General features: G+C 67.6%; 19 protein-coding genes, 1 tRNA gene and 1 pseudogene. 14 read left to right on the forward strand and 7 right to left on the reverse strand.

Features of this window, described 5'->3' with window-relative positions; genetic code table 11:
* From WAL33_RS04585 to WAL33_RS04600, 4 genes and pseudogenes are all read left to right on the forward strand, one after another.
* A pseudogene (locus tag WAL33_RS04585) lies at positions 1 to 311 on the forward strand (multidrug transporter); the annotation flags it as partial.
* A gap of 58 nt (positions 312 to 369) precedes the next feature.
* Positions 370 to 1,485 carry an HlyD family secretion protein gene (locus WAL33_RS04590; protein WP_422178942.1) on the forward strand — a complete coding sequence of 372 codons (1,116 nt, stop codon included), beginning with the start codon at positions 370 to 372 and terminating at the stop codon, positions 1,483 to 1,485.
* Positions 1,486 to 1,519: 34 nt separating this feature from the next.
* Positions 1,520 to 3,097, forward strand: a complete 1,578-nt coding sequence (locus WAL33_RS04595; protein WP_422178944.1) for a DHA2 family efflux MFS transporter permease subunit — start codon at positions 1,520 to 1,522, stop codon at positions 3,095 to 3,097.
* A gap of 100 nt (positions 3,098 to 3,197) precedes the next feature.
* Positions 3,198 to 3,971: a FadR/GntR family transcriptional regulator gene (locus tag WAL33_RS04600; protein ID WP_422178946.1), complete on the forward strand. Its 774-nt coding sequence runs from the start codon at positions 3,198 to 3,200 to the stop codon at positions 3,969 to 3,971.
* Positions 3,972 to 4,024: 53 nt separating this feature from the next.
* On the opposite strand, the gene WAL33_RS04605 is transcribed toward WAL33_RS04600, so the two are convergent.
* Together WAL33_RS04605 and WAL33_RS04610 are read right to left on the reverse strand one after the other, a co-directional pair.
* Positions 4,025 to 6,199: a transglycosylase domain-containing protein gene (locus tag WAL33_RS04605; RefSeq protein WP_422178948.1), complete on the reverse strand. Its 2,175-nt coding sequence runs from the start codon at positions 6,197 to 6,199 to the stop codon at positions 4,025 to 4,027.
* A 157-nt stretch (positions 6,200 to 6,356) separates the two neighbouring features.
* Positions 6,357 to 8,711, reverse strand: coding sequence for a TonB-dependent receptor (locus WAL33_RS04610; RefSeq protein WP_422178950.1), 2,355 nt, complete (start codon positions 8,709 to 8,711; stop codon positions 6,357 to 6,359).
* Positions 8,712 to 9,117: 406 nt separating this feature from the next.
* Between WAL33_RS04610 and kduI the strand changes: the two genes are divergently transcribed.
* From kduI to WAL33_RS04630, 4 genes are all read left to right on the forward strand, one after another.
* The gene (gene kduI / locus WAL33_RS04615; RefSeq protein ID WP_422178952.1) at positions 9,118 to 9,945 is read left to right on the forward strand and encodes a 5-dehydro-4-deoxy-D-glucuronate isomerase; all 828 of its coding nucleotides are present in this window, start codon (positions 9,118 to 9,120) and stop codon (positions 9,943 to 9,945) included.
* A 41-nt stretch (positions 9,946 to 9,986) separates the two neighbouring features.
* Positions 9,987 to 11,168, forward strand: a complete 1,182-nt coding sequence (locus WAL33_RS04620) for a glycoside hydrolase family 88/105 protein (protein WP_422178954.1) — start codon at positions 9,987 to 9,989, stop codon at positions 11,166 to 11,168.
* Between the two features lie 122 nt (positions 11,169 to 11,290).
* Entirely contained in the window at positions 11,291 to 12,052 is a 762-nt protein-coding gene (locus WAL33_RS04625; RefSeq protein WP_422178956.1) for a FadR/GntR family transcriptional regulator, read from the forward strand.
* Between the two features lie 16 nt (positions 12,053 to 12,068).
* Positions 12,069 to 13,010: a DUF4861 family protein gene (locus WAL33_RS04630; protein WP_422178958.1), complete on the forward strand. Its 942-nt coding sequence runs from the start codon at positions 12,069 to 12,071 to the stop codon at positions 13,008 to 13,010.
* A gap of 66 nt (positions 13,011 to 13,076) precedes the next feature.
* Here WAL33_RS04630 and WAL33_RS04635 read toward each other — a convergent pair.
* A tRNA-Leu gene (locus WAL33_RS04635) sits at positions 13,077 to 13,161 on the reverse strand.
* A 177-nt stretch (positions 13,162 to 13,338) separates the two neighbouring features.
* On the opposite strand from WAL33_RS04635, the gene WAL33_RS04640 reads away from it, so the two are divergent.
* On the forward strand, positions 13,339 to 14,349 hold the full coding sequence (locus WAL33_RS04640) for a P1 family peptidase (protein ID WP_422178960.1): 1,011 nt from the start codon (positions 13,339 to 13,341) through the stop codon (positions 14,347 to 14,349).
* 82 nt (positions 14,350 to 14,431) lie between these two features.
* Here the strand turns inward: WAL33_RS04640 and WAL33_RS04645 are convergent, their stop codons facing one another.
* Both WAL33_RS04645 and WAL33_RS04650 read right to left on the reverse strand, forming a co-directional pair.
* Complete coding sequence (locus tag WAL33_RS04645) at positions 14,432 to 14,941, reverse strand: MarR family winged helix-turn-helix transcriptional regulator (protein WP_422178962.1); 510 nt, start codon at positions 14,939 to 14,941, stop codon at positions 14,432 to 14,434.
* A 377-nt stretch (positions 14,942 to 15,318) separates the two neighbouring features.
* Positions 15,319 to 15,591: a hypothetical protein gene (locus WAL33_RS04650; protein ID WP_422178964.1), complete on the reverse strand. Its 273-nt coding sequence runs from the start codon at positions 15,589 to 15,591 to the stop codon at positions 15,319 to 15,321.
* 83 nt (positions 15,592 to 15,674) lie between these two features.
* On the opposite strand from WAL33_RS04650, the gene WAL33_RS04655 reads away from it, so the two are divergent.
* The gene (locus WAL33_RS04655) at positions 15,675 to 15,857 is read left to right on the forward strand and encodes a DUF3606 domain-containing protein (protein ID WP_422178966.1); all 183 of its coding nucleotides are present in this window, start codon (positions 15,675 to 15,677) and stop codon (positions 15,855 to 15,857) included.
* 2 nt (positions 15,858 to 15,859) lie between these two features.
* On the opposite strand, the gene WAL33_RS04660 is transcribed toward WAL33_RS04655, so the two are convergent.
* Together WAL33_RS04660 and WAL33_RS04665 are read right to left on the reverse strand one after the other, a co-directional pair.
* The gene (locus WAL33_RS04660; protein ID WP_422178968.1) at positions 15,860 to 16,282 is read right to left on the reverse strand and encodes a hypothetical protein; all 423 of its coding nucleotides are present in this window, start codon (positions 16,280 to 16,282) and stop codon (positions 15,860 to 15,862) included.
* Between the two features lie 5 nt (positions 16,283 to 16,287).
* Complete coding sequence (locus tag WAL33_RS04665) at positions 16,288 to 16,542, reverse strand: DUF3297 family protein (RefSeq protein ID WP_422178970.1); 255 nt, start codon at positions 16,540 to 16,542, stop codon at positions 16,288 to 16,290.
* Positions 16,543 to 16,701: 159 nt separating this feature from the next.
* On the opposite strand from WAL33_RS04665, the gene WAL33_RS04670 reads away from it, so the two are divergent.
* From WAL33_RS04670 to WAL33_RS04685, 4 genes are all read left to right on the forward strand, one after another.
* Complete coding sequence (locus tag WAL33_RS04670; RefSeq protein WP_422178972.1) at positions 16,702 to 17,304, forward strand: YqaA family protein; 603 nt, start codon at positions 16,702 to 16,704, stop codon at positions 17,302 to 17,304.
* On the forward strand, positions 17,301 to 17,894 hold the full coding sequence (locus tag WAL33_RS04675; protein ID WP_422178974.1) for a disulfide bond formation protein B: 594 nt from the start codon (positions 17,301 to 17,303) through the stop codon (positions 17,892 to 17,894). The genes WAL33_RS04670 and WAL33_RS04675 overlap by 4 nt, the downstream gene beginning before the upstream one ends.
* A 1-nt stretch (position 17,895) precedes the next feature.
* Positions 17,896 to 18,456, forward strand: a complete 561-nt coding sequence (locus WAL33_RS04680) for a demethoxyubiquinone hydroxylase family protein (RefSeq protein ID WP_422178976.1) — start codon at positions 17,896 to 17,898, stop codon at positions 18,454 to 18,456.
* Positions 18,457 to 18,567: 111 nt separating this feature from the next.
* Positions 18,568 to 20,373 (forward strand): M1 family metallopeptidase (locus tag WAL33_RS04685; RefSeq protein WP_422178978.1); only part of this gene is annotated, 1,806 nt, incomplete at its 3' end.

The following is a 20,373-nucleotide window of genomic DNA, read 5'->3' on the forward strand; positions in this document are numbered from 1 at the left end:
GCGACGGCGCCGTCGCGGCCTACGACTCCGCCGTCACCCAGGCCTTGCGCGACGTGGCCGACGTGGCCGCCAGCGAGCGGGCCCTGAGCACCCGCCTGACGGAGAGCCGCGCCGCCCTGGCGGCCAACGAGGACGGCTTCCGCATCGCCCGCCTGCGCTATCAGGGCGGTCTTTCGACCTATCAGAACGTGCTGATCGCCGAACAGGCGGTCCTGACCCAGCGCCGAACCGTCGCCGACCTGGAAAGCCGCGCCCTGACCTTGGACGTCGCCCTGGTGCGCGCCCTGGGCGGCGGCTTCGCCCCGATCTGATCACAGCCAAAACCCCCTTCCCACCCTTTCCGCTTTTCGCGCCTTCAGGACCTTCCCCATGGCCGACACCGCCTCCTCCCCCAAGCCCAACGGCAATCGTCGACAACTGCTGACCGGCCTCGCCGTCGTGGTCGCCATCGGCGTCGTGCTTTGGGTGCTCTACGCCGTCTTCATCGGCTCGCACCAAGTCGAGACCGACAACGCCTATGTCGGGGCCGAGGTCGCCCAGGTGACACCGCTGGTCAGTGGGCCGGTCGCCAAGGTGCTGGTCTCCGAGACCCAGACCGTCGTCGCCGGTCAGCCGCTGGTGGTGATCGACGACGCCGACGCCCGGATCGCCGTCCTCTCCGCCCAGGCCGCCCTCGGCCAGGCCCAGCGCAAGGTGCAAGGCTACTTCGCCAGCGACGACGCCCTGGCCGGCCAGGTCGCGGCCCGTGACGCCGACATCGCCCGCGCCGCCGCCGCCGTGACCGGCGCCCAGGCCAGCCTCGAACAGGCTCGGGTCGAGCTCTCGCGCCGCAAAGCCCTGGCGGAGTCCGGCGCGGTCTCAGGCGAGGAGCTGACCACCGCCCAGAGCCAGTTCACCAACGCCCAGTCGGCCGTGACCGAAGCCCGCGCCGCCCTGGCCCAGGCCAAGGCCAGCCGCGTCGCCGCCGAAGGCAACCGCGAGGTCAACACCGCCTTGATCTCCGGCCTGCCCGCCAACAAGAACCCGGAGATCGCCGCCGCCGAGGCCCGCCTGGCCAGCGCTCAACTGGCCCTGGACCGCACCGTGCTGCGCGCCCCGCTGGCCGGAGTGGTGTCCAAGAAGAACGTCCAGGTTGGCCAGCAGGTGGCGATCGGCGCGCCGCTGATGGCCATCGTCCCGACCACCGACGCCTTCGTCGACGCCAACTTCAAGGAAGTGCAGCTGGACAAGGTCCGCATCGGCCAGCCCGTGATCCTGACCTCCGACCTCTATGGCGGCGGCGTGAAGTTCCACGGCCGGGTGAAGGGCCTGTCAGGCGGCACCGGTTCGGCCTTCTCGCTGATCCCGGCCCAAAACGCCTCGGGCAACTGGATCAAGGTGGTGCAGCGTCTCCCGATCCGCATCCAGCTGGATCCGGCCGAGCTGAAGGCCCACCCGCTGCGCGTCGGGCTGTCGATGAAGGCCGCCATCGACGTCTCCAAGTAGCCCGCGCCCTTAAGCCCCTCCAAGGAAGCGCCGCATGGCCGACCAGGACTCCTCCCCCGCCGCGACGGCCCCAGCGCCCGCCGCCGGCCCCGCGCCGATGGCCGGCATGATGCTGGCGGTCACCTCGATCGCCCTGGCGCTGGGCACCTTCATGCAGGTGCTGGACAGCACCATCGCCAACGTCTCGATCCCGACCATCGCCGGCAATCTGGGCGTCAGCACCAGCCAGGGCACCTGGGTGATCACCTCGTTCGCCGTGGCCAACGGCGTGTCGGTGCCGCTGACCGGCTGGTTGATGGGCCGCTACGGCGTGGTCAAGACCTTCGTGGTCTCGGTGCTGCTGTTCACCCTGGCCTCGTTCCTGTGCGGCGTTTCCTGGAACCTGCCGTCGCTGATCGGCTTCCGCATCCTGCAAGGCCTGGTGTCGGGCCCGATGATCCCCGGTTCGCAGGCCCTGCTGATCATGATCTTCCCGGCCCACAAGCGCGGGACGGCCCTGGCCATCTGGTCGATGACCACCCTGGTGGCGCCGATCTGCGGTCCGATCCTGGGCGGCTACATCTCCGACAACATCGCCTGGGAGTGGATCTTCCTGATCAACGTGCCCGTCGGCTTGCTCTGCGCCTTTCTGTGCTGGCGCGGAATGAACAACCGCGAGACGCCCACCCGCAAGGTGCCGATCGACACCACCGGTTTCATGCTGCTGCTGGTCTGGGTCGGCGCGCTGCAGGTGATGCTCGACACCGGCAAGGACGCCGACTGGTTCAACTCGCCGGCCATCATCGTCGAGACCCTGGTGGCCATCGTCGGCTTCATCGCCTGGGTGATCTGGGAGTTGAACGAGAAGCATCCGATCGTCGACCTCTCGCTGTTCAAGTCCAGGAACTTCGCCCTGGGCACGGTCGCCTTCTGCCTGGGCTACGCGGTGTTCTTCGGCTCCAACCTGCTGCAGCCGCTGTGGCTGCAGACCCAGATGCACTACATCGCCACCTGGGCCGGCCTGGTCGCCGCCCCCAGCGGCGTGGTGGCCGTGCTGCTGACCCCGTTCGCCGCCCGCATCATGCAGAAGGTCGACGCCCGCTGGGCCGCCACCCTGTCGCTGGCCGCGTTCGGCCTGTCGTTCTTCATGCGCTCGGGCTTCAACTCCGACGCCGACTTCATGTCCCTGGTCTGGCCGATGCTGGTGCAGGGCGTGGCGATGAGCACCTTCTTCCTGTCAATGGTGACCATCTCGCTGAACGGCGTGCCGCCCCATCAACTGCCGTCGGCCTCGGGCCTGTCGAACTTCTCGCGGATCACCGCGGGCAGCTTCGCCGCCTCGCTGACCACGACGATCTGGGACCGGGGCGAGAGCCTGCACCAGACCCGCCTCGCCGAGTCGATGGCCTCGAACGATCCGAGCTGGCTGGCGGCCATCGAACACCTGCAGGCCGCGGGGCTGAGCCACGCCCAGGCCGTGGGCGCGGTGACCAGCCAGGTCGTCAACCAGGCCTATCTGCTGTCGACCATCGACTTCTTCCGCGCCTCGGCTTGGCTGGCGATCCTGCTGATCCCCTGCGTCTGGATGACCAAGAAGGCGATGACCAGCGGCGGGCCTCCCCCAGCCGATTAGGCCGCAGATTTAGGGGGCTGGTCAGGCGGCGTCGCGCCCGCCCTACCCTTCCGCCGCGACGCCGCCTAAGATAGCGCTGTCGAGAGGGTTGAAGACGCAGATGACGACGACGACGGCCGCCAATCCCTTGCGCCTCTATCAGCGCGTGGCCGCGGATATTGGCCAGGCCATCGCCGACGGTCGCCATCAGCCGGGCCAGCGCCTGGCCTCGGAACGCGACCTGGCCGAGGAGTTCGGCGTCAGCCGCCCCACCATCCGCCGCGCCGTGATCGCCCTGGAGATGCGCGGCCTGCTGGAGGCTCGGCAGGGCTCGGGCGTCTATGTCCGCGCCGCGGGCCAGCCGCCCCCGCCGCCGCGCGACCTGGACATCGGAGCGTTCGATCAGGCCGAGGCCCGCCGCCTGTTCGAGGGCGAGGCCGCCGCCCTGGCCGCCACCCTGATCACCGAGGAGGAACTGGCCTATCTGGAGACCCTGCTGGCCGAGATGAACAGCGAGGAGGCGACCAAGGAGCAGTCCGAGCTGGCCGACCGCCAATTCCACATCACCATCGCCCAGGCCACCCGCAACAGCGCCATCGTCCGCGTGGTCGAGAACACCTGGGACCTGCGCTACAAGTCGCGCCTGTGCATGCAAATGCTGGAGAAGGCCCGCCACGTGCGCAAGCGGCCGCTGAACGACGAGCACCGGGACATCATCGAATCCCTGCGCACCCGCGATCCCAAGGCCGCCCGCGCCGCGATGCAGATTCATCTGGGCGGGCTGATCGAAAACCTGCTGCTGACCGCCGAGCTGGAAGCCATGGAGCAGACCCGCGAACGCCTGGCCAGCAAGCGCGAGGAAATCGCGCTGCGCGCCGCCAGCGCGGCGAAATAATCTATATTCCGCTCATCCCGGCGAACGCCGGGATGAGCGGAATTGAGGGTTGTCTAGTTCGCGGACCGATCCGGCGCCGGGGCGGCCGGCGCCGCCGGAGCGGTCACCACGGGAGCAGCCGGCGCCGACGCCACGGGCGCGACCGGGGCCACCGTCCCGTCGACCGGCGGCGGAACCGATCCGTCGACCGGGACCGCGCCCTCCACCGGCGTTCCGTCAGGGTTCAGCAGCAACGGATCCTCGGCCGCCGAAACCGCATCGTCGCCTTCGGGCTCAGGGGCCTTGGGCGCGTCGCGGTTCACCGCATAGGTGGCGACGCTCTTCCAGATCTTGGCCGGCAGGCCCCCGCCGACCACGCCGTTCATGGCGCTGTTGTTATCGTTGCCGACCCAAACCCCGATCACCAGGTCGCCGACATAGCCGACGAACAGGGCGTCGCGGTAATCCTGGCTGGTGCCGGTCTTGCCGAACGCGCCGGGGATGGCCGCTTCGATGCCGGTGCCGCGCTGGGTGGCCGAGCGCAGCAGATCGCGCATGCCGGCCAGTTCGGCCTTGCTCAATTTCTTGACGTTGGCGGGCTTCTTCCAGTCGGCCAGGCCGTGCGGGATCACCGGCGCCTCGCCGGCGTCGATCGCCGCATAGGCGGCCGTCAATCGCACCAGGCTCATCGGCCCGGTGCCCAGCGCCAGGGTCAGGTCGTCCGGGATCGGATCGGTGATCCCCAGGTCGCGAGCGGTGCGCACGATCGGCTCGCGCCCGATGTCGTGGGCCAAGCGCACGGCCGCCACGTTGGACGAACCGGCGAAGGCGGTGATCAGCGGCACCTCGCGGCCGGCGTATTTGCTCTCGTGGTTCCTGGGCGTCCAGCCGCTGACCACGACGGGCGCGTCCAGGATCGGACTGGTCGGGGTCATGCCCTGGCGAAGGGCCGCCAGATAGACGAACAGCTTGAAGGCCGAGCCGGGCGGACGCTGGGCGTCGGCGCGGTTGAACTGGCTGACCTTATAGTCGCGGCCGCCGACCATGGCGACGATCCGACCGTCGGTGCGCATGGCCACGATCGCGCCCTGGGTGACGTTCAGCACCTTGCCGTCGCGGGCGATCGCCTGGTCCAGGATCCGCTCGGCCTGGGCCTGCAGCCTGGAATCCAGCGTGGTGCGCACCACTGTCTCGCCATAGGTGTTCTCGAACACCGCCTTGGCCTGGGGGAAGACCCAGTCGGCGAAGTAGGAGCCCACCGGCAACTTCGGACGGCCGGCCTGGACGTGGACCTGCCGCACCGCGCGGGTCGCCTGGGCCTGGGTGATCACGCCGGTGTCGACCATGGCTCCCAGCACGGTCTTCATCCGCGTCTTGGCGCCGGCGAAGTTCTCGGTGGGGGCCCAACGGGACGGCGCCTTGACCAGGCCCGCCAGCATCGCCGCCTCGCCGATGCTCAGTTGCTCAGGCGCCTTGTCGAAATAGTGCCGCGAGGCCGCGCCGAGGCCGAACGTGCCGTCGCCGAAATAGACCGACGACAGGTAGCGCGACAGGATCTCGTCCTTGGACAGGCGGGCGTCCAGATAGAGGGCGATCAGCACCTCCTGGATCTTGCGCCGGAAAGTCCGCTTGTTGGACAGGAAGGCGTTCTTGGCCAGTTGCTGGGTGATGGTCGAGCCGCCCTCGGACACCCCGCCGGCCTTGGCGTTGGCGCCCACGGCGCGCAGGATCGCCTTGGGATCGATGCCGATGTGCGTGTAGAAGCGCCGGTCCTCGATGGCGATGAACGCGCCGGGCACGTAGGCGGGCAACTTGGCGACCTCGACCGGCGCTTCCTTGTAGGAGCCCCGGCGGGCGATGGGCGAGCCGTCCGAGGCCACGATCACCAGGGTGGGATTGGCCAGGGGCTCCAGCGCCTGGCCCAGCGGCAGAGACCACAGCAGCGAGACGATGATCGCGATCAGCACCGCCGCCGAGGCGGCCACGCCGATCTGCCAGGGCCGCCTTTTCCAGATCGGCGGCTTGGCCGGCGGCGGAGGCGGCGGCGGTTCAGCGACTTCCACGTCGGGGGCTTCGACAGCGGCCGCCGATATCGTTTCGACCGGCTCGACAGCGGCCTCGGCATTTAAGCTGGACGGGGGCTTGGCGGCTCTGCGCTTGGGCGTCACCGCGTCCACAACCTCCTCGATCGGGACCTCCCCCGACGGCGTCGGGACGGTGGGCTCGAAATCGTCAGCGGCTTCGGACATTCGTGTCGCACTCGTTCGGGCGGAAGTTCGCCAGCATAGAGCGCGGGCAATAGCACAGGCGGCCCGTCCAGCGGCACGCCCCAAGGCCGCGTCGTGCAAAAAAATTGGCCGGACCCGCGAAGGGGGCCGGCCAACAGTGGGGGATGAACAGGAGGTTCTAGAAGTTCACGTCCAGCCGCGCGCCGAAGTAGCGGAACGCGTCGCGACCCGGGAACCAGGTCTTGCCCTGGGCCGTCGGGATGGCCGGGTTGCTGTAGCCCGACGTGCCGTTGCCCAGGCCCTGAGCGTAGCGCTTGTCGAACAGGTTGTTGGCGAAGGCGCTCAGCTTGTACTTGCCGCCGCGATCGACGATTCCGACGGTCAGGTCGGTGACGCTGTAGGCCTTCTGGACCGTGCGGGGGTCCTGGCTGAGCCCGAAGTTGATGTCGTCCTGCCAGCGAAGCGTGCCGGCGACGAAGGCCTTGAACGGGACGCTGTCGGGCAGGTCGATGTCGTACTGGCCGCCGACGCTGACCTTGTATTCAGGCACGTTGTTCAAGCGCTTGCCGTGCAGGTTCTGCACCCGGCCGTTGGTGCGCGGGGTGTTGTAGCAGACGCCCGGATCGCCGACGAAGGCGGGGTCGGTGCTGACGGTCGTCGGCTGGCCGCTGTAGCAGGGGCCGTTCGGAAAATCGACCACCGTGGCGTCGGTGTAGGCGAAGGCGCCGTTCAGCCGGAAGTTCGAGGTCAGCCGGGCCACGCCGTCCAGTTCCAGGCCTCGGGTGCGCAGGTGGCCGACGCTGTTGAGGAAGGTCAGGAAGGTGCCGTCCGGCAGGAACGACGTCACCGACGTCTGGAAGCCATAGTAGTCGGCGTTGAACAGGGTGGCGTTGAAATAGACCCGGCGATCCAGCAGGCTGCTCTTGAAGCCCAGCTCGTAGTTCTTGGCCGTTTCGGGCGGCACCGGCATCTGGGCCGCGATCCTGGCGTCGAAGGTGCTGACCAGGTCGTAGGCCTGCCCCTTATAGCCCGTGGAATAGGTGGCGAAGGTCATGATGTCGGGCGTCCACTTGTACTGGACGCCGACCTTGCCGGTCACCGCGTCGTCTTCGTCGGACTTGCCGAAGAACTGATGCGTCGTGGCCGCGCCGGGCGTGGTGCTGGCGAAGATCGTCTTGTCTAACTTGTAGCTGATCTTCTGGCGGTTGATCCGTGCGCCGCCGGTCAGGCTGAGCTTGTCGGTCAGGTCGAAGGTGGCGTTGGTGAAGGCCGAATAATTCTCGTTGGTGCTCTCGGCCAGATAGCGGGCCAGCTGCAGCACCGGGCCGCGGTCCAGATAGCGGTCAAGCTCGTTGCGGGCGTACCAGACACCGGCGATGTAGCGGAAGCGGGTGTCGCCCGGCGAGGTCAGGCGGAACTCCTGGGTCACCGACTTGGCATGGAAATAGCCGTTGATCCGCGCGCCGCTGTTGACGCCCGAGGGGTTGGCCACCGGGAAGCCCAGCAAAAACGGCACGTCGGTGCCGTCGATGTCCTGGAAGTCGGTCATCTTCCAGCGATCGTGGGAGGTGATCGACGAGAAGGTGTGGCCCTTCAGGACCGAGCCTGCGCTGAAGTCGTAGTCCAGGCGCGCCGTGCCGCCCAGCACCTCGGAATTGCCGCCGCCGATGCGGTCGTCGGCCCGGATGAAGTGGTTGTTCTTGTCGATCGTGATCCCGCGCAGCGTCGTGGTCGCGGGGAAGCCCGGCTCGCCCTGGTAGAACAGGCCCGGCGTCAGCTCGGTGATCGCGCTGGCGCAGCAGCTGGAGACGTTGTGGTTGAACCGCGGCGCCAGGCTGAGCTTGAGGTTCTCGGTCGGGGTCCACTCCACCTTGGCTGTGACGGTCAGGCCCGAGCTGCCGTTGACGTTCTTGCCGGTGGTCAGGTTCTTGAGGTTGCCGTCGTAGTCGCTCTTGGACACGGTCAGGCGAGCCCGCACCGTATCGCTGATCGGACCGGTGACGGTGAAGCCGGCGCGCTTTTCGCCGTCGTCGGTGGTCAGGATCATGGCCTTGCCGCCGAACGCGCTGGCGGGCGCGGCGGTGACGATGTTCAGCACGCCGGCGATGGCGCTCTTGCCGAACAGGGTGCTCTGCGGGCCGCGCAGCACTTCCACCCGCTCGACGTCGATCAGGTCCTTGAAGGCGGCGGCCTGGAAGCCGATCGGCACGTCGTCGATCACCACGGCCACGTCCGACTCGACGGCGATGCCGTTCGAGAAGGTGCCGATGCCGCGCATCTTGATGCTGAAATTACCCGGCTGGGAGCCGTAGTCGATCGAGATCGCCGGCGACAGCTTCACCACATCGCCCAGCTCGCGGACGTTGTTGCGGTCGATCACCTCCTGGGTCAGGGCGGTCACCGAAACCGGCACGTCCTGCAGGCGCTCGGCGCGCTTGGTCGAGGTGACGATGATCTCTTCAAGTTGGACCGACGGGTCCGAACCGGCGGACTGGGCCTGGGCGACGCCCGTGCCCGCGACAACGGCGATCATGGCGGTCGACGCCAATAGGACGTGCTGAATCGTTCTCATAATTCTCCCCTCGTTCCTCGCGCAGCGCCTGGCCGGTTTATCCGGTCAATTATGACGCCTATTTGGTAAGGCCAAAATTGGCCAGCGGACCAGCAAATTGTCAAGTAACTAGTGACATCGTTGTCATTTTTGCCTAAATTACTGAAAATATGGGATTATCGGTTGAATTCAGCGCGATGGCCAAGGCGGGTTTTGCCGAGGAAGGTGAAATATGGTCATTTAGCTTTGCGGACCGTCGACAAATTGGTAATGCCAAATTGATCACAGAGATGAAGCGAATGATCCGCACTCCACCACACGCGACGGCGGATTTCCGCACCACGCCCAATCGGCCGCATCCGCAATCGGAACGGCGAACGGATCCGGCATGAAGATTCGCCCCAGCACCGATCGCGAAGGCCTGCGCCGAATGACGGCCCAGGACATTCGCGACACCTTCGTGATCGACGACCTGTTCGCGCCGGGCCAGATCTCGATGACCTATATCGAGGTCGACCGCGCCGTGGTGGGTTCGGCCGCCCCCCTGGCGGTTCCCCTGTCCCTGCCCACCGACCGCCGCCTGGCCTCGGCCTATTTCTGCGAACGCCGCGAACTGGGCGTGATCAATATCGGCGGCCCCGGCTGGATCGAACTGGACGGCGCGCGCCACGACCTGGATAGCCTGGACAGCCTGTATGTCGGCCGCGGGGTCGAGGCCGTAACCTTCATCAGCGCCTCGCTCGACGCGCCCGCCAGGTTCTATTTCGTCAGCTATCCGGCCCACGCCGCCCACCCCAGCCGCGTGGTGCGCAAGGCCGAGGCCCGGGTGATCCAGGCCGGCGACCAGAAGACCGCCAACCGCCGGGTCATCCGCCAGAGCATCCGGCCCGGCCTGGTCGAGACGTGCCAGCTGGTCATGGGCTTCACCGAGCTGGAGCCCGGCAACGTCTGGAACACCATGCCGCCGCACACCCACGGGCGGCGCAGCGAGATCTACATGTATTTCGACGTCGCCCCAGCCCGGGTGATGCACATCATGGGCGAGCCTTCGAACCCCCGGACGGTGTTCATGGACGACGGCGAGGCGGTGTTCTCACCCAGTTGGTCGATGCACAGCGGGGTGGGAACGGCCGACTACCGCTTCGTCTGGTCGATGGGCGGCGAGAACCAGGAATTCGACGACATGGACCATCTGACCCTGGCCGACCTGCGTTAGGCCCGGCCACAAGAAACAAGAACGACGAGGGAGACGAAACGATGTTGCGACGCCTGACAGGAGTCCTCCTGACGACCGCCGCCCTGCTGGGTCCGATGCAGGCCTGCGCGGCGACTCCCGCCAAGCCCGCCGCCGGCGCCCCAGCCAACGCGGCCGTTCTGGCGGCCGGAGCCCGCGTGGCCGACTGGCAGCTTAGCCACATGGACAATTTCGACTATGTGCCCGCCTCGCAGTTCCGGCGCGACACCGAGGCCCCGCGCGACTGGATCCAGGCGGCGTTCTACATCGGCCTAACCGCCTTCGCCGACGCCTCCAGGCAGCCCAGATACGCCGACGCCATCCTCGCTCACGGCCAGGCCGAGGGTTGGGGTTTCGACAAGCGCCCCCGCCACGCCGACGCCGACGCCACCGGCGCGGTCTGGATCTGGTCGGCGGCCCGCACGCACGACGCGGCCAAGCTGACCCCGATCCGCGCCCGTTTCGACGCCGTGCTGGCCGCCCCCTCGACCGTCGACCTGGGCTTCGAGGCCAAGCCGCCCCAGGGCGGCGACCCCTACTGCCAGGCCCGCTGGTGTTGGAGCGACGCCATCTTCATGGCCCCGCCCGCCTGGATCGCCCTGACCAAGGAGACCCAGGACCCGCGCTACCTGGCCCATGCCGACAGCGAGTTCTGGGCGACCACCGACCTGCTCTACGACAAGGCCGAGCATCTGTATTTCCGCGACAGCCGCTTCATCGCCAAACGCAGCGACGCCGGCGCCAAGATCTTCTGGGGCCGCGGCAATGGCTGGGCCTTCGCCGGGATCGCCCGCATTCTTCAGGACCTGCCCAAGGACCATCCCAGCCGGCCGCGCTACGAGGCGCTGTTCAAGCAGATGGCCGCCAAGATCGTCACCCTGCAGGGCGAGCAAGGCTATTGGCCGGTGTCGCTTCTGGAGCCGCAAAAGACGCCCGAGACCAGCGGTACGGGCTTCTTCGTCTACGGCCTGGCCTGGGGCGTGAACCATGGCCTGTTGCCCGCCGCTCGATATCGTCCGGCGATCGACAAGGGCTGGACCGCCCTGACTGCCGCGGTCGAGCCGGACGGCAGGCTGGGTTGGGTGCAGCGGGTGGGCGTCGCGCCTGACCAGGTGGGTCCCGACGACACCCAACTCTATGGCGTCGGCGCCTTCCTGCTGGCCGCCAGCGAGGTCTCCGCGCTCCCCGCCAAGGCCAAGCCGTGACGTCGTTTGCCTCGCCGCCTATCCCCGCCGGAGCCCGTCCCGGGCTCCTTTCAGACATTTAGAGCGCGGCAGGCGCCGAAACCGCCCTCCACTTTCGGCTGCCAAGCTCTAGGATGATCGACATGACCACCGGCGCCCCAGATCCTCAAAAACTCTACCAGCAGATCGCCCGGACGATCGCCAAGGCCATTAATGACGGTCGATACGGTCCCGGCGACAAGCTGCCGTCCGAGCGTGAATTGGCTGATGACTTCGGGGTGAGTCGTCCGACCATTCGCGACGCCATGATCGCGTTGGAGTTCCAAGGCTTGGTCGAGGCGCGCCAGGGATCGGGCGTCTATGTCAACGCGACGGCCGCGCCGGAGACGGACGACTCGGCCGAGGTGGAGGTCGGGCCCCTGGAACTGACCGAGGCGCGACGCCTGTTCGAGGGCGAGGCCTGCGCCCTGTCGGCCGCCACGGTCACCGACGAGACCCTGGCGCAACTGGACCAGATCGTCGGCCAGATGGCCCGCAGCTTCGCGCCCGATGAGATCGAGCGGCTGGAGCAGGAGTTCCATCTGACCATCGCCAGGGCCACCGGCAACGCCGCCATCGAGGCCGGGGTCGAGGACCTGTGGACGCTACGCCTGCAGTCGCCGACCTGTGTGGCCATGCTGCGACGGGCCCGCGCCCACAGCGGCGGCGATTTCGCCGAGGAGCACCGCCAGATCGTCGCCGCCCTGCGTCAGCGCGATTCCAAGGCCGCGCGCCAGGCCATCCACGCCCATCTGGCCCAGGTGATCGACGACCTGCTGGCCGTGACCGAACTCGACGCCCTCCAACAGACCCGCCAGAAAATGGCCGAGCAACGGCGCGAGTTGGCTCGGCGCACCGAGATCTAGAGACGCGAGCCGCCGGATGTCCAAGCTGATCCTGTCCCTCGCGGTCGCCGCGAGCCTCTCCCTGCCCGCCCTGGCGCACGCCCAGACCGATCCGGTCCTGCCGCCGCTGGCCGCGCCGGCCTTGGCCAAGCCGGACGCCGAGGGCCAGAAGCCACGCGCCGTGGTGGCCTACGCCCCCTATCGCTATGACGACATCCTCTGGGAGAACGACCGCACCGCCCACCGCATCTACGGCCCGGCCCTGCAGGCGGCCGAGCCGCCCTCGACGTCGGGCATCGACGCCTGGGGCAAGAGCGTCCGCTGGCCCTACATGGAGCGCCAGCTGAAGACCGGAAAGCAGCACGACTTCCACGGCGAAGGCCTGGACTTCTACGACGTCAACTCCTTCCGGGGAGCCGGCGGCCTGGGCGTCTGGCAGGACAACAAGCTGTGGACCTCGCGCAACTGGAAGTCCTACGAGATCCTCAAGACCGGCGGCGATGTCGCCTCGTTCAAGGTCACGTACGCGCCCTGGCCGGTCGACGTGGACCGCAAGGTCTGGGAGACTCGCACCTTCACCCTGCCGCTGGGCGCCAACTTCACGCGGATGGTCTCGACCATCAGCTCAGACAAGCCCGGCCCGCTGGTGGTCGGCATCGGCATCAGCAAGCGTAAGGCCACCCATCAGGGCGCGGGCGGGGTGTTCACCAAGGACCTCGGCGTCGGCCGCGTGTCGTACTGGGAGCCCACCGATCCGGTGAAGGGCACGATGGGGATCGCCTTGATGGTCGACCCCAAGGCCCTGATCGAGGTGCGCCAGGACGGCGACAATTATCTGGTCCTGATCAAGGTCGAGCCCGGCAAGCCGTTCGTCTACTATATGGGCGCGGCCTGGGACAAAGGCCTGGACTTCCATGATCGGGCCGGCTGGGAAGCCTATGTGAAGGGCCAGACGCCGGATTTCGATCCGGCGCACTGACCGTCGCGCCGGCGGTCATCGCACGGCGTCCGCGCCGCCGTGACCAGGCTCGATCTCAGAAAATGTTGGTGCGGGCGGCCGGGGTCGAACCGGCACTCCTTTCGGAACCGGATTTTGAGTCCGGCGCGTCTACCAGTTCCACCACGCCCGCACGGCGCCGGCCCTTGAACGAGGCCGTTTCCCCAAACTCATTGGTCGGACGACTGGACGTCTCGACGAGGGGAGAGCTTCCTAGCAAAGGCGGGGGCGAAGTTCCAGACGCCTTGGAACGCTTTCCACATCGGATCATCTCGTCGATGCTGCCCGCGTCAGCAGGAGACATCACGCCTTGCCCCATCCCCGCCCCGGTCCACGCAACCTGATCACCGACGTGCGGGGCCTCACGGTCGGCCACGCCACGGACGAGGCGGTGCGCAGCGGGGTGACCGCCCTGCTCTGCCCCGAGGGCTGGGTCGGGGCGGTGGACGTGCGCGGCGGCGGCCCGGGCATTCGCGAAAGCGACGTCCTGCGGCCCGAAAACAATTTCAGCCGAGCCCACGCCATCACGCTCTCGGGCGGATCGGTGTTCGGCCTGGGCGCGGCGGACGGCGTGACGACGGCCTTGTCGGCGGCGGGCCACGGCATCCGGCTGGCGGCGGGGTCGCCGGCCATTCCGATCGTCCCGGGCGCGGTGCTGCACGACCTGGGCAACGGCGGCGACAAGGCCTGGGGTCTGGATCCGCCGTACCGCGCCCTGGGCATGGCCGCCGTCGCGGCGGCGGGCGAGGATTTCGCCCTGGGTGCGGTCGGGGCCGGACGCGGGGCGATGGCCGGGCTGCACAAGGGCGGCGTCGGCTCGGCCTCTCTGGACTTGGACGACGGCCTGGTGGTCGGGGCGCTGGTGGCGGTCAATCCGGTGGGGTCGGTCTACATGCCCGGCGGCGAGACGTTCTGGGCCTGGCCGTTCGAGATCGACGACGAGTTCGGCGGCCAATCCTCACGAAAAGGAGCCCCCGATCCTTCGGTTCGCGCAACGGATCCCGTGCCCGACGACAGCAAGCTGGCGGCGCTGGGCCGGTTCAACGCCGGCGCCAACACCACCCTGGCCGTGGTGGCGACCACCGCCGCCCTGACCACCGCCGAGGCCACGCGTCTGGCGATGATGGCCCAGGACGGCCTGGCCCGCGCCATTCGGCCGGTCCACACGCCGTTCGACGGCGACGTGGTCTTCGCTCTGTCATCCGGCGCGGTGGAAATCGGTGAAGGCCCAGCACGGTCGCTGACGATCGCGAAGCTGGGCTCGGCCGCCGCCGACACCCTGGCTCGGGCGATCGCTCGCGGGGTTTATTCGGCGCGCTAAAGCATCGTGCGGAAAAGTGGAGACCGGTTTTCCGCAAAAACGATGCGAAAACAAAAAGCTAGAGCAAATCGTGCGATTTGCTCTAGGACCCTGGCGCCGTATCGGCCCCGTAAAGCGTGCCGGCGGCGATCTCGAGCTGTCCCAGCAGACGCTTGAGCGTCGTCACTTCGCTGGGCGCCAGGCCGGCCAGCAGGGCGGCCTCATAGGCGCGCGCCAGAGGCACGATCTCGGCGAACAGGCGACGGCCCGCGGCGGTCAGTTCCAGGCTATGCGAGCGCCGGTCCACGCGATTGCTCAGCCGTACGGCCAGGCGACGCTCGACCAGCTCCTGGGCCGCGCGGCTGACGCGCACCTTGTCCATGGCGGTGCGAACGACAGCGGCTTGCTGGGTCAGCGGCCCCTCGGCCAGCACCGACATCAGCCGCCACTGCGGGATGCTGAGGCCGAAGCGATCCTCATAGGCCCGGGCGATCAGCCGGCTGACGGCGCTGGACGAGGTGGCCAGTTGATAGGGCAGATAGTCGGCCAGCGAGACGTGCTCGGGGGCGCCTTCGGGGGGGGTCTGCGTCATGGGTGAGACCGTTGCGGCCATGGTCTTCCTTCCGTCCTCCTTACGCCCGCGACTCTGGCGGTCGCTCGCGTCGACAAGACCCGATCTGGCGCGGCGTTACGGCCCCGCTCAATCATGGCTGGGCGCGGGGACGGGAAAGCGGACATTTCGCCCGATGGTTGTGCATTCGACCACCCGGACGCACAGCGAAGGGGCGCCGGCCGGAAACCGGACGTGCGGCTCAGCACGCTTTCGCGCCCCCGCGACTTGGCGCCGACGGACAGCGTTGCGGTTTGTTGAGACAATCGCCCTGGCTCCAGATCGGAAATTCCACAATCGCCATGCGGACTTGGCGCCGCGGCCAAGAGCCACATGACTAGCTCATGATGGTCCAGCTTGCACGACCAAGGTTATGTGATTCAACGGGAAATCACGCCGCGCGCCCGAGCGCCCTGGTCGTAGCGGCTGGGACCGCCGTAGACCGCGACCTCGCATAGGATGTCGCCGCCGGGTTCGTCGGCCCACAGATAGTTTCGCTCGACCTCGACATTGCGTCCGGCCGGCGAAAGACCCTCGAACGTGTCACCCCAGGGAATCACCTTGCTGAGGTCGCGCCAGGTCAGGCTCATGCCGCGCGAAAGCTCGTCCTGGGCCATGGCCAGAAGGTCTGGATCTTGATCAGGGTCGCTCATCGGGCTCTTTCTGGCTTCTGTCCATCGCCTCGACAACGTTCCTGGCGCAGGATAGTCCCGCCAGGACAGAGAAGGAGACGATGATGGGCGCCCCAAAGGGCAAGCGGGACTTCCGCGACGAGGACCGCCTGGATCCGCGCGAACGTCATCAGGTTGAATACTGGATGAAGCGTTGGGGCGTCACCAAGGACCAGTTGGTCGCCGCTCACCGCAAGGTCGGCAATTCGATCAAGGACATCGGGACTGAACTGGGCAAGAAGCGCTAAGCCTAGCGCTTGTCCCGCCGGAACTTCGCCGCCTCGGCCGCCAGGGATGTCGCCGAAGGATCGTGCTCATCCGGCTCCGGCTCGAACGGCAGGTGGCCGGCCACGCCGCGCAGGGCCAGCCACAGCGGGTGGCTGAAATGGCCCAGAATCCGCAACGGCCGGCGCTTATCGTCGGTGACGTCCCAGCCTTCCAGCTCGAACGCGTCGGCCTGCTCGCGCATCGACTTGACGTCGATGCCGTCCCAGCCCGGCGGATCGGGGGTGACGGCGGCCTCGTCGGCCGTCAGGCCGAAGGTGTCTCGCGCCAGCTGGTCGATCTCCGGGAACTGGGTCCGCGCCTCCGGATCGGCGAATGACGGCTTCATCAGCGCCCGGGTCTCCAGGTCGGCGAAGCCGGGCAGATCGATCAGGCGGCGCGGGGCCATCGAACCTAGCCTTCTTCGGCGTTGTCGTTGCGCCAGTAGGGCTCGACCACGCCTTGCAGCTTGATGGTCATCGGGTTGCCCTTGCGGTCGACGGCCTTGCCGGCGGTGACGCGGATCCAACCCTCGCTGATGCAGTACTCGTCGACATTGGTCTTTTCGACCCCGTTGAACACGATGCCCACGCCGCGCTCGAGGGTCTCGGCGTCGTAGTGCGGGCTGCTGGGGTTGGAGGCCAGGCGGTCGGGAGGCGTGTCGCTCATGGGATCGTCTTTCGAACAATTTGGACGGCAAGAGCCATCGAACGCGCGTGATAGCCATCCAGGGCCGCAATTCCAATAGGATTGCACGCAATCGCGCGAAGCGCCGCGACAAGGTCATGGTCGCCTGCTAGCTACGGCCATCCTCATTTCGGAGCTCGCATGCTGCGTCGCCTCTACGACTGGGTCATGGGTCTGGCCGCTTCCCGTCACGCCCCCACCAGCCTGTTCGTGATCTCGTTCGCTGAAAGCTCGTTCTTTCCCGTGCCGCCCGACGTGATGCTGGCGCCCATGGTGCTGGCCAGGCCGGACAAGGCCTGGCGCTACGCCGCGCTCTGCACCCTGGCCTCGGTCCTGGGCGGGATTCTGGGCTACGGCATCGGCTTCTTCTTCCACGGCGCGGCCCAGCAGCTTCTGGCGGTGCTGGGCAAGCCCACCGCCCTGGCCGACGCCGAATGCTGGTACCGCCAGTGGGGTTCGTGGGTGATCATCGCCAAGGGCTTCACTCCCATCCCGTTCAAACTGGTCACCATCACCTCGGGCCTGCTGCAGTTCAGCTTCCCGATCTTCATCGGCGCCTGCGTCCTGACGCGAGGCGCGCGCTTCTTCCTGGTGGCCTTGGTGGTCAAGAAGTTCGGTCCGGCCATGCTGCCCGTGATCGAAAGGCGCCTGGCCCTGTTCGCCGGCATTCTGATCGCCCTGCTTGTCATCGGTCTCGCGGCGAGCCACTTCTTGGGGGGAAGCAGCGGCGGAGCGTGCGCGTGACGATCGAGAACGTCGAGGACAAGGCGGCCCAGATCCGCGCCGGCACGGTCGCGACGCCCCGAGTTCGTGGGGCGTTGGACCTGATCGCCGAGCAATGGCCCGTCCTGGCTTTCGTCGCCTGCGCGGTCATGCTGGGCGCGGCCCACGCCTTCGAGACCTTCGGCAAGCTGGCGCCGTGCCTGCTGTGCCTCAAGCAGCGGGAAGTCTACTGGGTCACGGGCACGGTGGCGCTGGTCGCCGTCTTGCTGTCGCGCACCGCCTGGGCGGCCCGCGTGCGCAAGCCGTTGATCCTGCTGATCGGCCTGGGCTTCCTCTACGGCGCGGGCGTGGCGACCTATCATGCCGGCGCGGAGTGGAAGTGGTGGCCCGGCCCCGCGGCCTGCGCGGCCAGCGGCGCGGCTTCGGCCTCGGCCAGTGACCTGGTCGCCATGCTGAAGGGCGCCAAGATCGCCGCCCCGTCCTGCGACAAGGCCGTCTGGATCTTCCTGGGGCTGTCGATGGCGGGCTGGAACGCCGTGATCTCGTTGGGCCTGGCGATCGCCTCGGCGTTCGCCGCTCTGCGCGCCCCGGCCTCGCCCAGGGCCGCCTGAGATGGACCGGCCCATCCCCGCCCGTCCCGGCGCCGGCGCCCAAAAAGCGCGGCTGGCCGAGATCCTTCGGGTCGACCAGGCCGGCGAACTGGCGGCCGTGCATATCTATCGCGGCCAGCAGGCGGTGATGCGCAACGCCCCTGGGCGTGAACGGATCGCCGACCAGCTTCAGGAGATGGAGGGCCATGAACAGGTTCACCTGTCTCGCTTCAACGAACTTCTGGGCGAGCACGAAGTCCGCCCCACCCTGATGTCGCCGCTGTGGCGCGCCGCCGCCTTCGCCCTGGGCGCGGGCACGGCCCTGCTGGGCGAGAAGGCCGCTCACGCCTGCACCGAGGCGGTGGAGACGGTGATCGAGCAGCATTATGCCGGCCAGATCGCCGAGCTGGAGGCCCGCGACCCTTCGCTGGCCGCCGAGCTCAGCCAGTTTCGCGACGACGAACTGGCCCACAAGGAGATCGCCATCGGCGAAGGCGCCCGAGAGGCGCCGGCCTATCCGTTGCTGTCGGCGGTGATCCGCGCCGGCTGCCGCGCGGCGATCAAGATCAGCGAGAAGATCTGACCGACGCCCACCGAAAGTCTGGGACTTTGTCCCGAAAGCTTCCCCTTGGCGGCGCTCACGGTCGAGATTACCCCTATCGTCGCAAAACCGCATCGCGAGGGAAGTTTCACTTTGCCAGTCCAGTTTCACCGGTGGTTCCGACCAGCCGCCGCCCTTTGCGCCGCTTCGTTCCTGCCCCTGACAGGAGCCGCCTACGCCGCGACGCCGGTCAATCCGCCCAAGCTCGCGCCGACCACCGCCCTGACCCTGAGCACCGGCGGCCGGATGCCCGCCGAACAGGCCGCGGTGACGATCGAGCACGTCGATCTGAAGCTGAAGGTGATCCCGCAGCGCAAGGCGATCGAGGGTGACGCCACCCTGACCCTGGCGGCCAAGAGCGCCCTGCCCCGCATCGTCCTGGACCTGGACAAGAATTTCACGGTCAGCGCCCTGATCGTCGACGGCAAGACGTTGCCCGCCTCGGCCTGGACCAATCCGCAAGGCCGCCTGACCATCACCCCGCCGACGCCGATCGCCGCCGGAGCCAAGACCGTCGTCCAGATCCGCTATGCCGGCGTGCCGCACGAGGCCGAGAAGGCGCCGTGGGACGGCGGCTTCGTCTGGAAAACCGCCCCGACCGGCGAGCCTTGGATCGCCAGCGCCGTCCAGGGCGACGGCTGTGATCTGTTTTGGCCGTGCATCGACTATCCGACAGGCGAGCCCCTGCTGGTCGACTTCTACATCACCGTGCCCGCACCGCTGTCGGCGCCGGCCGGCGGCGTCCTGATGGGCGTGGAGGAAAAGGACGGCTGGCGAACCTTCCACTGGCGTCAGAAGCAGCCCGACACCTACGCCGTCGCGGTCAATGTCGGCCCGTACGTGAAGCTGGAAGACACCTACAAGAGCCGGTTCGGCGACAGCTTCCCGATCGAATACTGGCATCTGAAGAGCGACGATCCGGCCAAGGCCAAGGCCCTGTTCGCCGAGTTCCCGACCACGCTGGACTTCTTCGAACAGATGATCGGCCCCTACCCGTTCCGGTCCGAGAAGCTGGGCGTGGTGGAGACGCCGCACCTGGGCATGGAGCACCAGACCATGAACGCCTACGGCAACGCCTACAAAAAGGACGTCTACGGCTATGACTGGCTGTTCCAGCACGAGCTGTCGCACGAGTGGTTCGGCAACCAGGTGACCAATGTCGACTGGGACGACATGTGGATTCACGAGGGCCTGGGCAGCTACATGCAGCCGCTGTTCTCGCAATGGCTGCACGGCGACATGGAGTATATGTCCCGCCTGAATGACATGCGGGTCAAATCCAACAACAAGTTCCCGATCGTCGCCAACCGGGTGATGAGCGAGGACGACGTCTACAAGGACACCGCCGGTCCGGGCATCGACATCTACTACAAGGGCGCCAACGTCATGCACACGTTGCGGGCGTTGATCGGCGACGAGGCCTTCTTCAAGTCGGTGCGCACCCTGGTCTACGGCCGCCCGGATCCGAAGCCGGGCAACTTCGCGCCGCGCTACGCCACGACCAAGGACTTCATCGCGATCGTCAATGACGTGACCGGCAAGGACCATCAGTGGTTCTTCGACGCCTACCTCTACCAAGCCAAGCTGCCGGAGCTGGTGCAGACCCGCGAGGGCGACAGCCTAGTGCTGAGTTGGAAGACGCCCTCGGGCAAAGCCTTCCCGATGCCGATCGAGGTCAAGGTCGGCGACAAGATCCTCACCGCGCCGATGAGCGACAACACCGGGCGCATCAAGGTGGGCGACGCCGTGCCGGTGATCGTCGATCCGGCTTCCAAGATCCTGCGTCGCCAGCCCTATCTGGAGGACTATGCGGTCTGGAAGAAGGCCGCCGACGAAGCCGACAAGAAGGCCAAGGAAGCCAAGGAAGCCAAGAAGGCAGCGGCCCCAGCGAAGAAGAAA

The sequence above is a fragment of the Caulobacter sp. genome, from assembly GCF_049283275.1.
Lineage (GTDB): Bacteria > Pseudomonadota > Alphaproteobacteria > Caulobacterales > Caulobacteraceae > Caulobacter.

Excerpts from the sequence above, each read along its gene's own strand:
- WAL33_RS04590 (WP_422178942.1), top strand. The coding sequence starts at position 370 with ATGGCCGACACCGCCTCCTCCCCCAAGCCCAACGGCAATCGTCGACAA.
- WAL33_RS04595 (WP_422178944.1), top strand. The coding sequence starts at position 1,520 with ATGGCCGACCAGGACTCCTCCCCCGCCGCGACGGCCCCAGCGCCCGCC.
- WAL33_RS04600 (WP_422178946.1), top strand. The coding sequence starts at position 3,198 with ATGACGACGACGACGGCCGCCAATCCCTTGCGCCTCTATCAGCGCGTG.
- WAL33_RS04605 (WP_422178948.1), bottom strand. The coding sequence starts at position 6,199 with ATGTCCGAAGCCGCTGACGATTTCGAGCCCACCGTCCCGACGCCGTCG.
- WAL33_RS04610 (WP_422178950.1), bottom strand. The coding sequence starts at position 8,711 with ATGATCGCCGTTGTCGCGGGCACGGGCGTCGCCCAGGCCCAGTCCGCC.
- kduI (WP_422178952.1), top strand. The coding sequence starts at position 9,118 with ATGAAGATTCGCCCCAGCACCGATCGCGAAGGCCTGCGCCGAATGACG.
- WAL33_RS04620 (WP_422178954.1), top strand. The coding sequence starts at position 9,987 with ATGTTGCGACGCCTGACAGGAGTCCTCCTGACGACCGCCGCCCTGCTG.
- WAL33_RS04625 (WP_422178956.1), top strand. The coding sequence starts at position 11,291 with ATGACCACCGGCGCCCCAGATCCTCAAAAACTCTACCAGCAGATCGCC.
- WAL33_RS04630 (WP_422178958.1), top strand. The coding sequence starts at position 12,069 with ATGTCCAAGCTGATCCTGTCCCTCGCGGTCGCCGCGAGCCTCTCCCTG.
- WAL33_RS04645 (WP_422178962.1), bottom strand. The coding sequence starts at position 14,941 with ATGGCCGCAACGGTCTCACCCATGACGCAGACCCCCCCCGAAGGCGCC.
- WAL33_RS04650 (WP_422178964.1), bottom strand. The coding sequence starts at position 15,591 with ATGAGCGACCCTGATCAAGATCCAGACCTTCTGGCCATGGCCCAGGAC.
- WAL33_RS04655 (WP_422178966.1), top strand. The coding sequence starts at position 15,675 with ATGGGCGCCCCAAAGGGCAAGCGGGACTTCCGCGACGAGGACCGCCTG.
- WAL33_RS04660 (WP_422178968.1), bottom strand. The coding sequence starts at position 16,282 with ATGGCCCCGCGCCGCCTGATCGATCTGCCCGGCTTCGCCGACCTGGAG.
- WAL33_RS04665 (WP_422178970.1), bottom strand. The coding sequence starts at position 16,542 with ATGAGCGACACGCCTCCCGACCGCCTGGCCTCCAACCCCAGCAGCCCG.
- WAL33_RS04670 (WP_422178972.1), top strand. The coding sequence starts at position 16,702 with ATGCTGCGTCGCCTCTACGACTGGGTCATGGGTCTGGCCGCTTCCCGT.
- WAL33_RS04680 (WP_422178976.1), top strand. The coding sequence starts at position 17,896 with ATGGACCGGCCCATCCCCGCCCGTCCCGGCGCCGGCGCCCAAAAAGCG.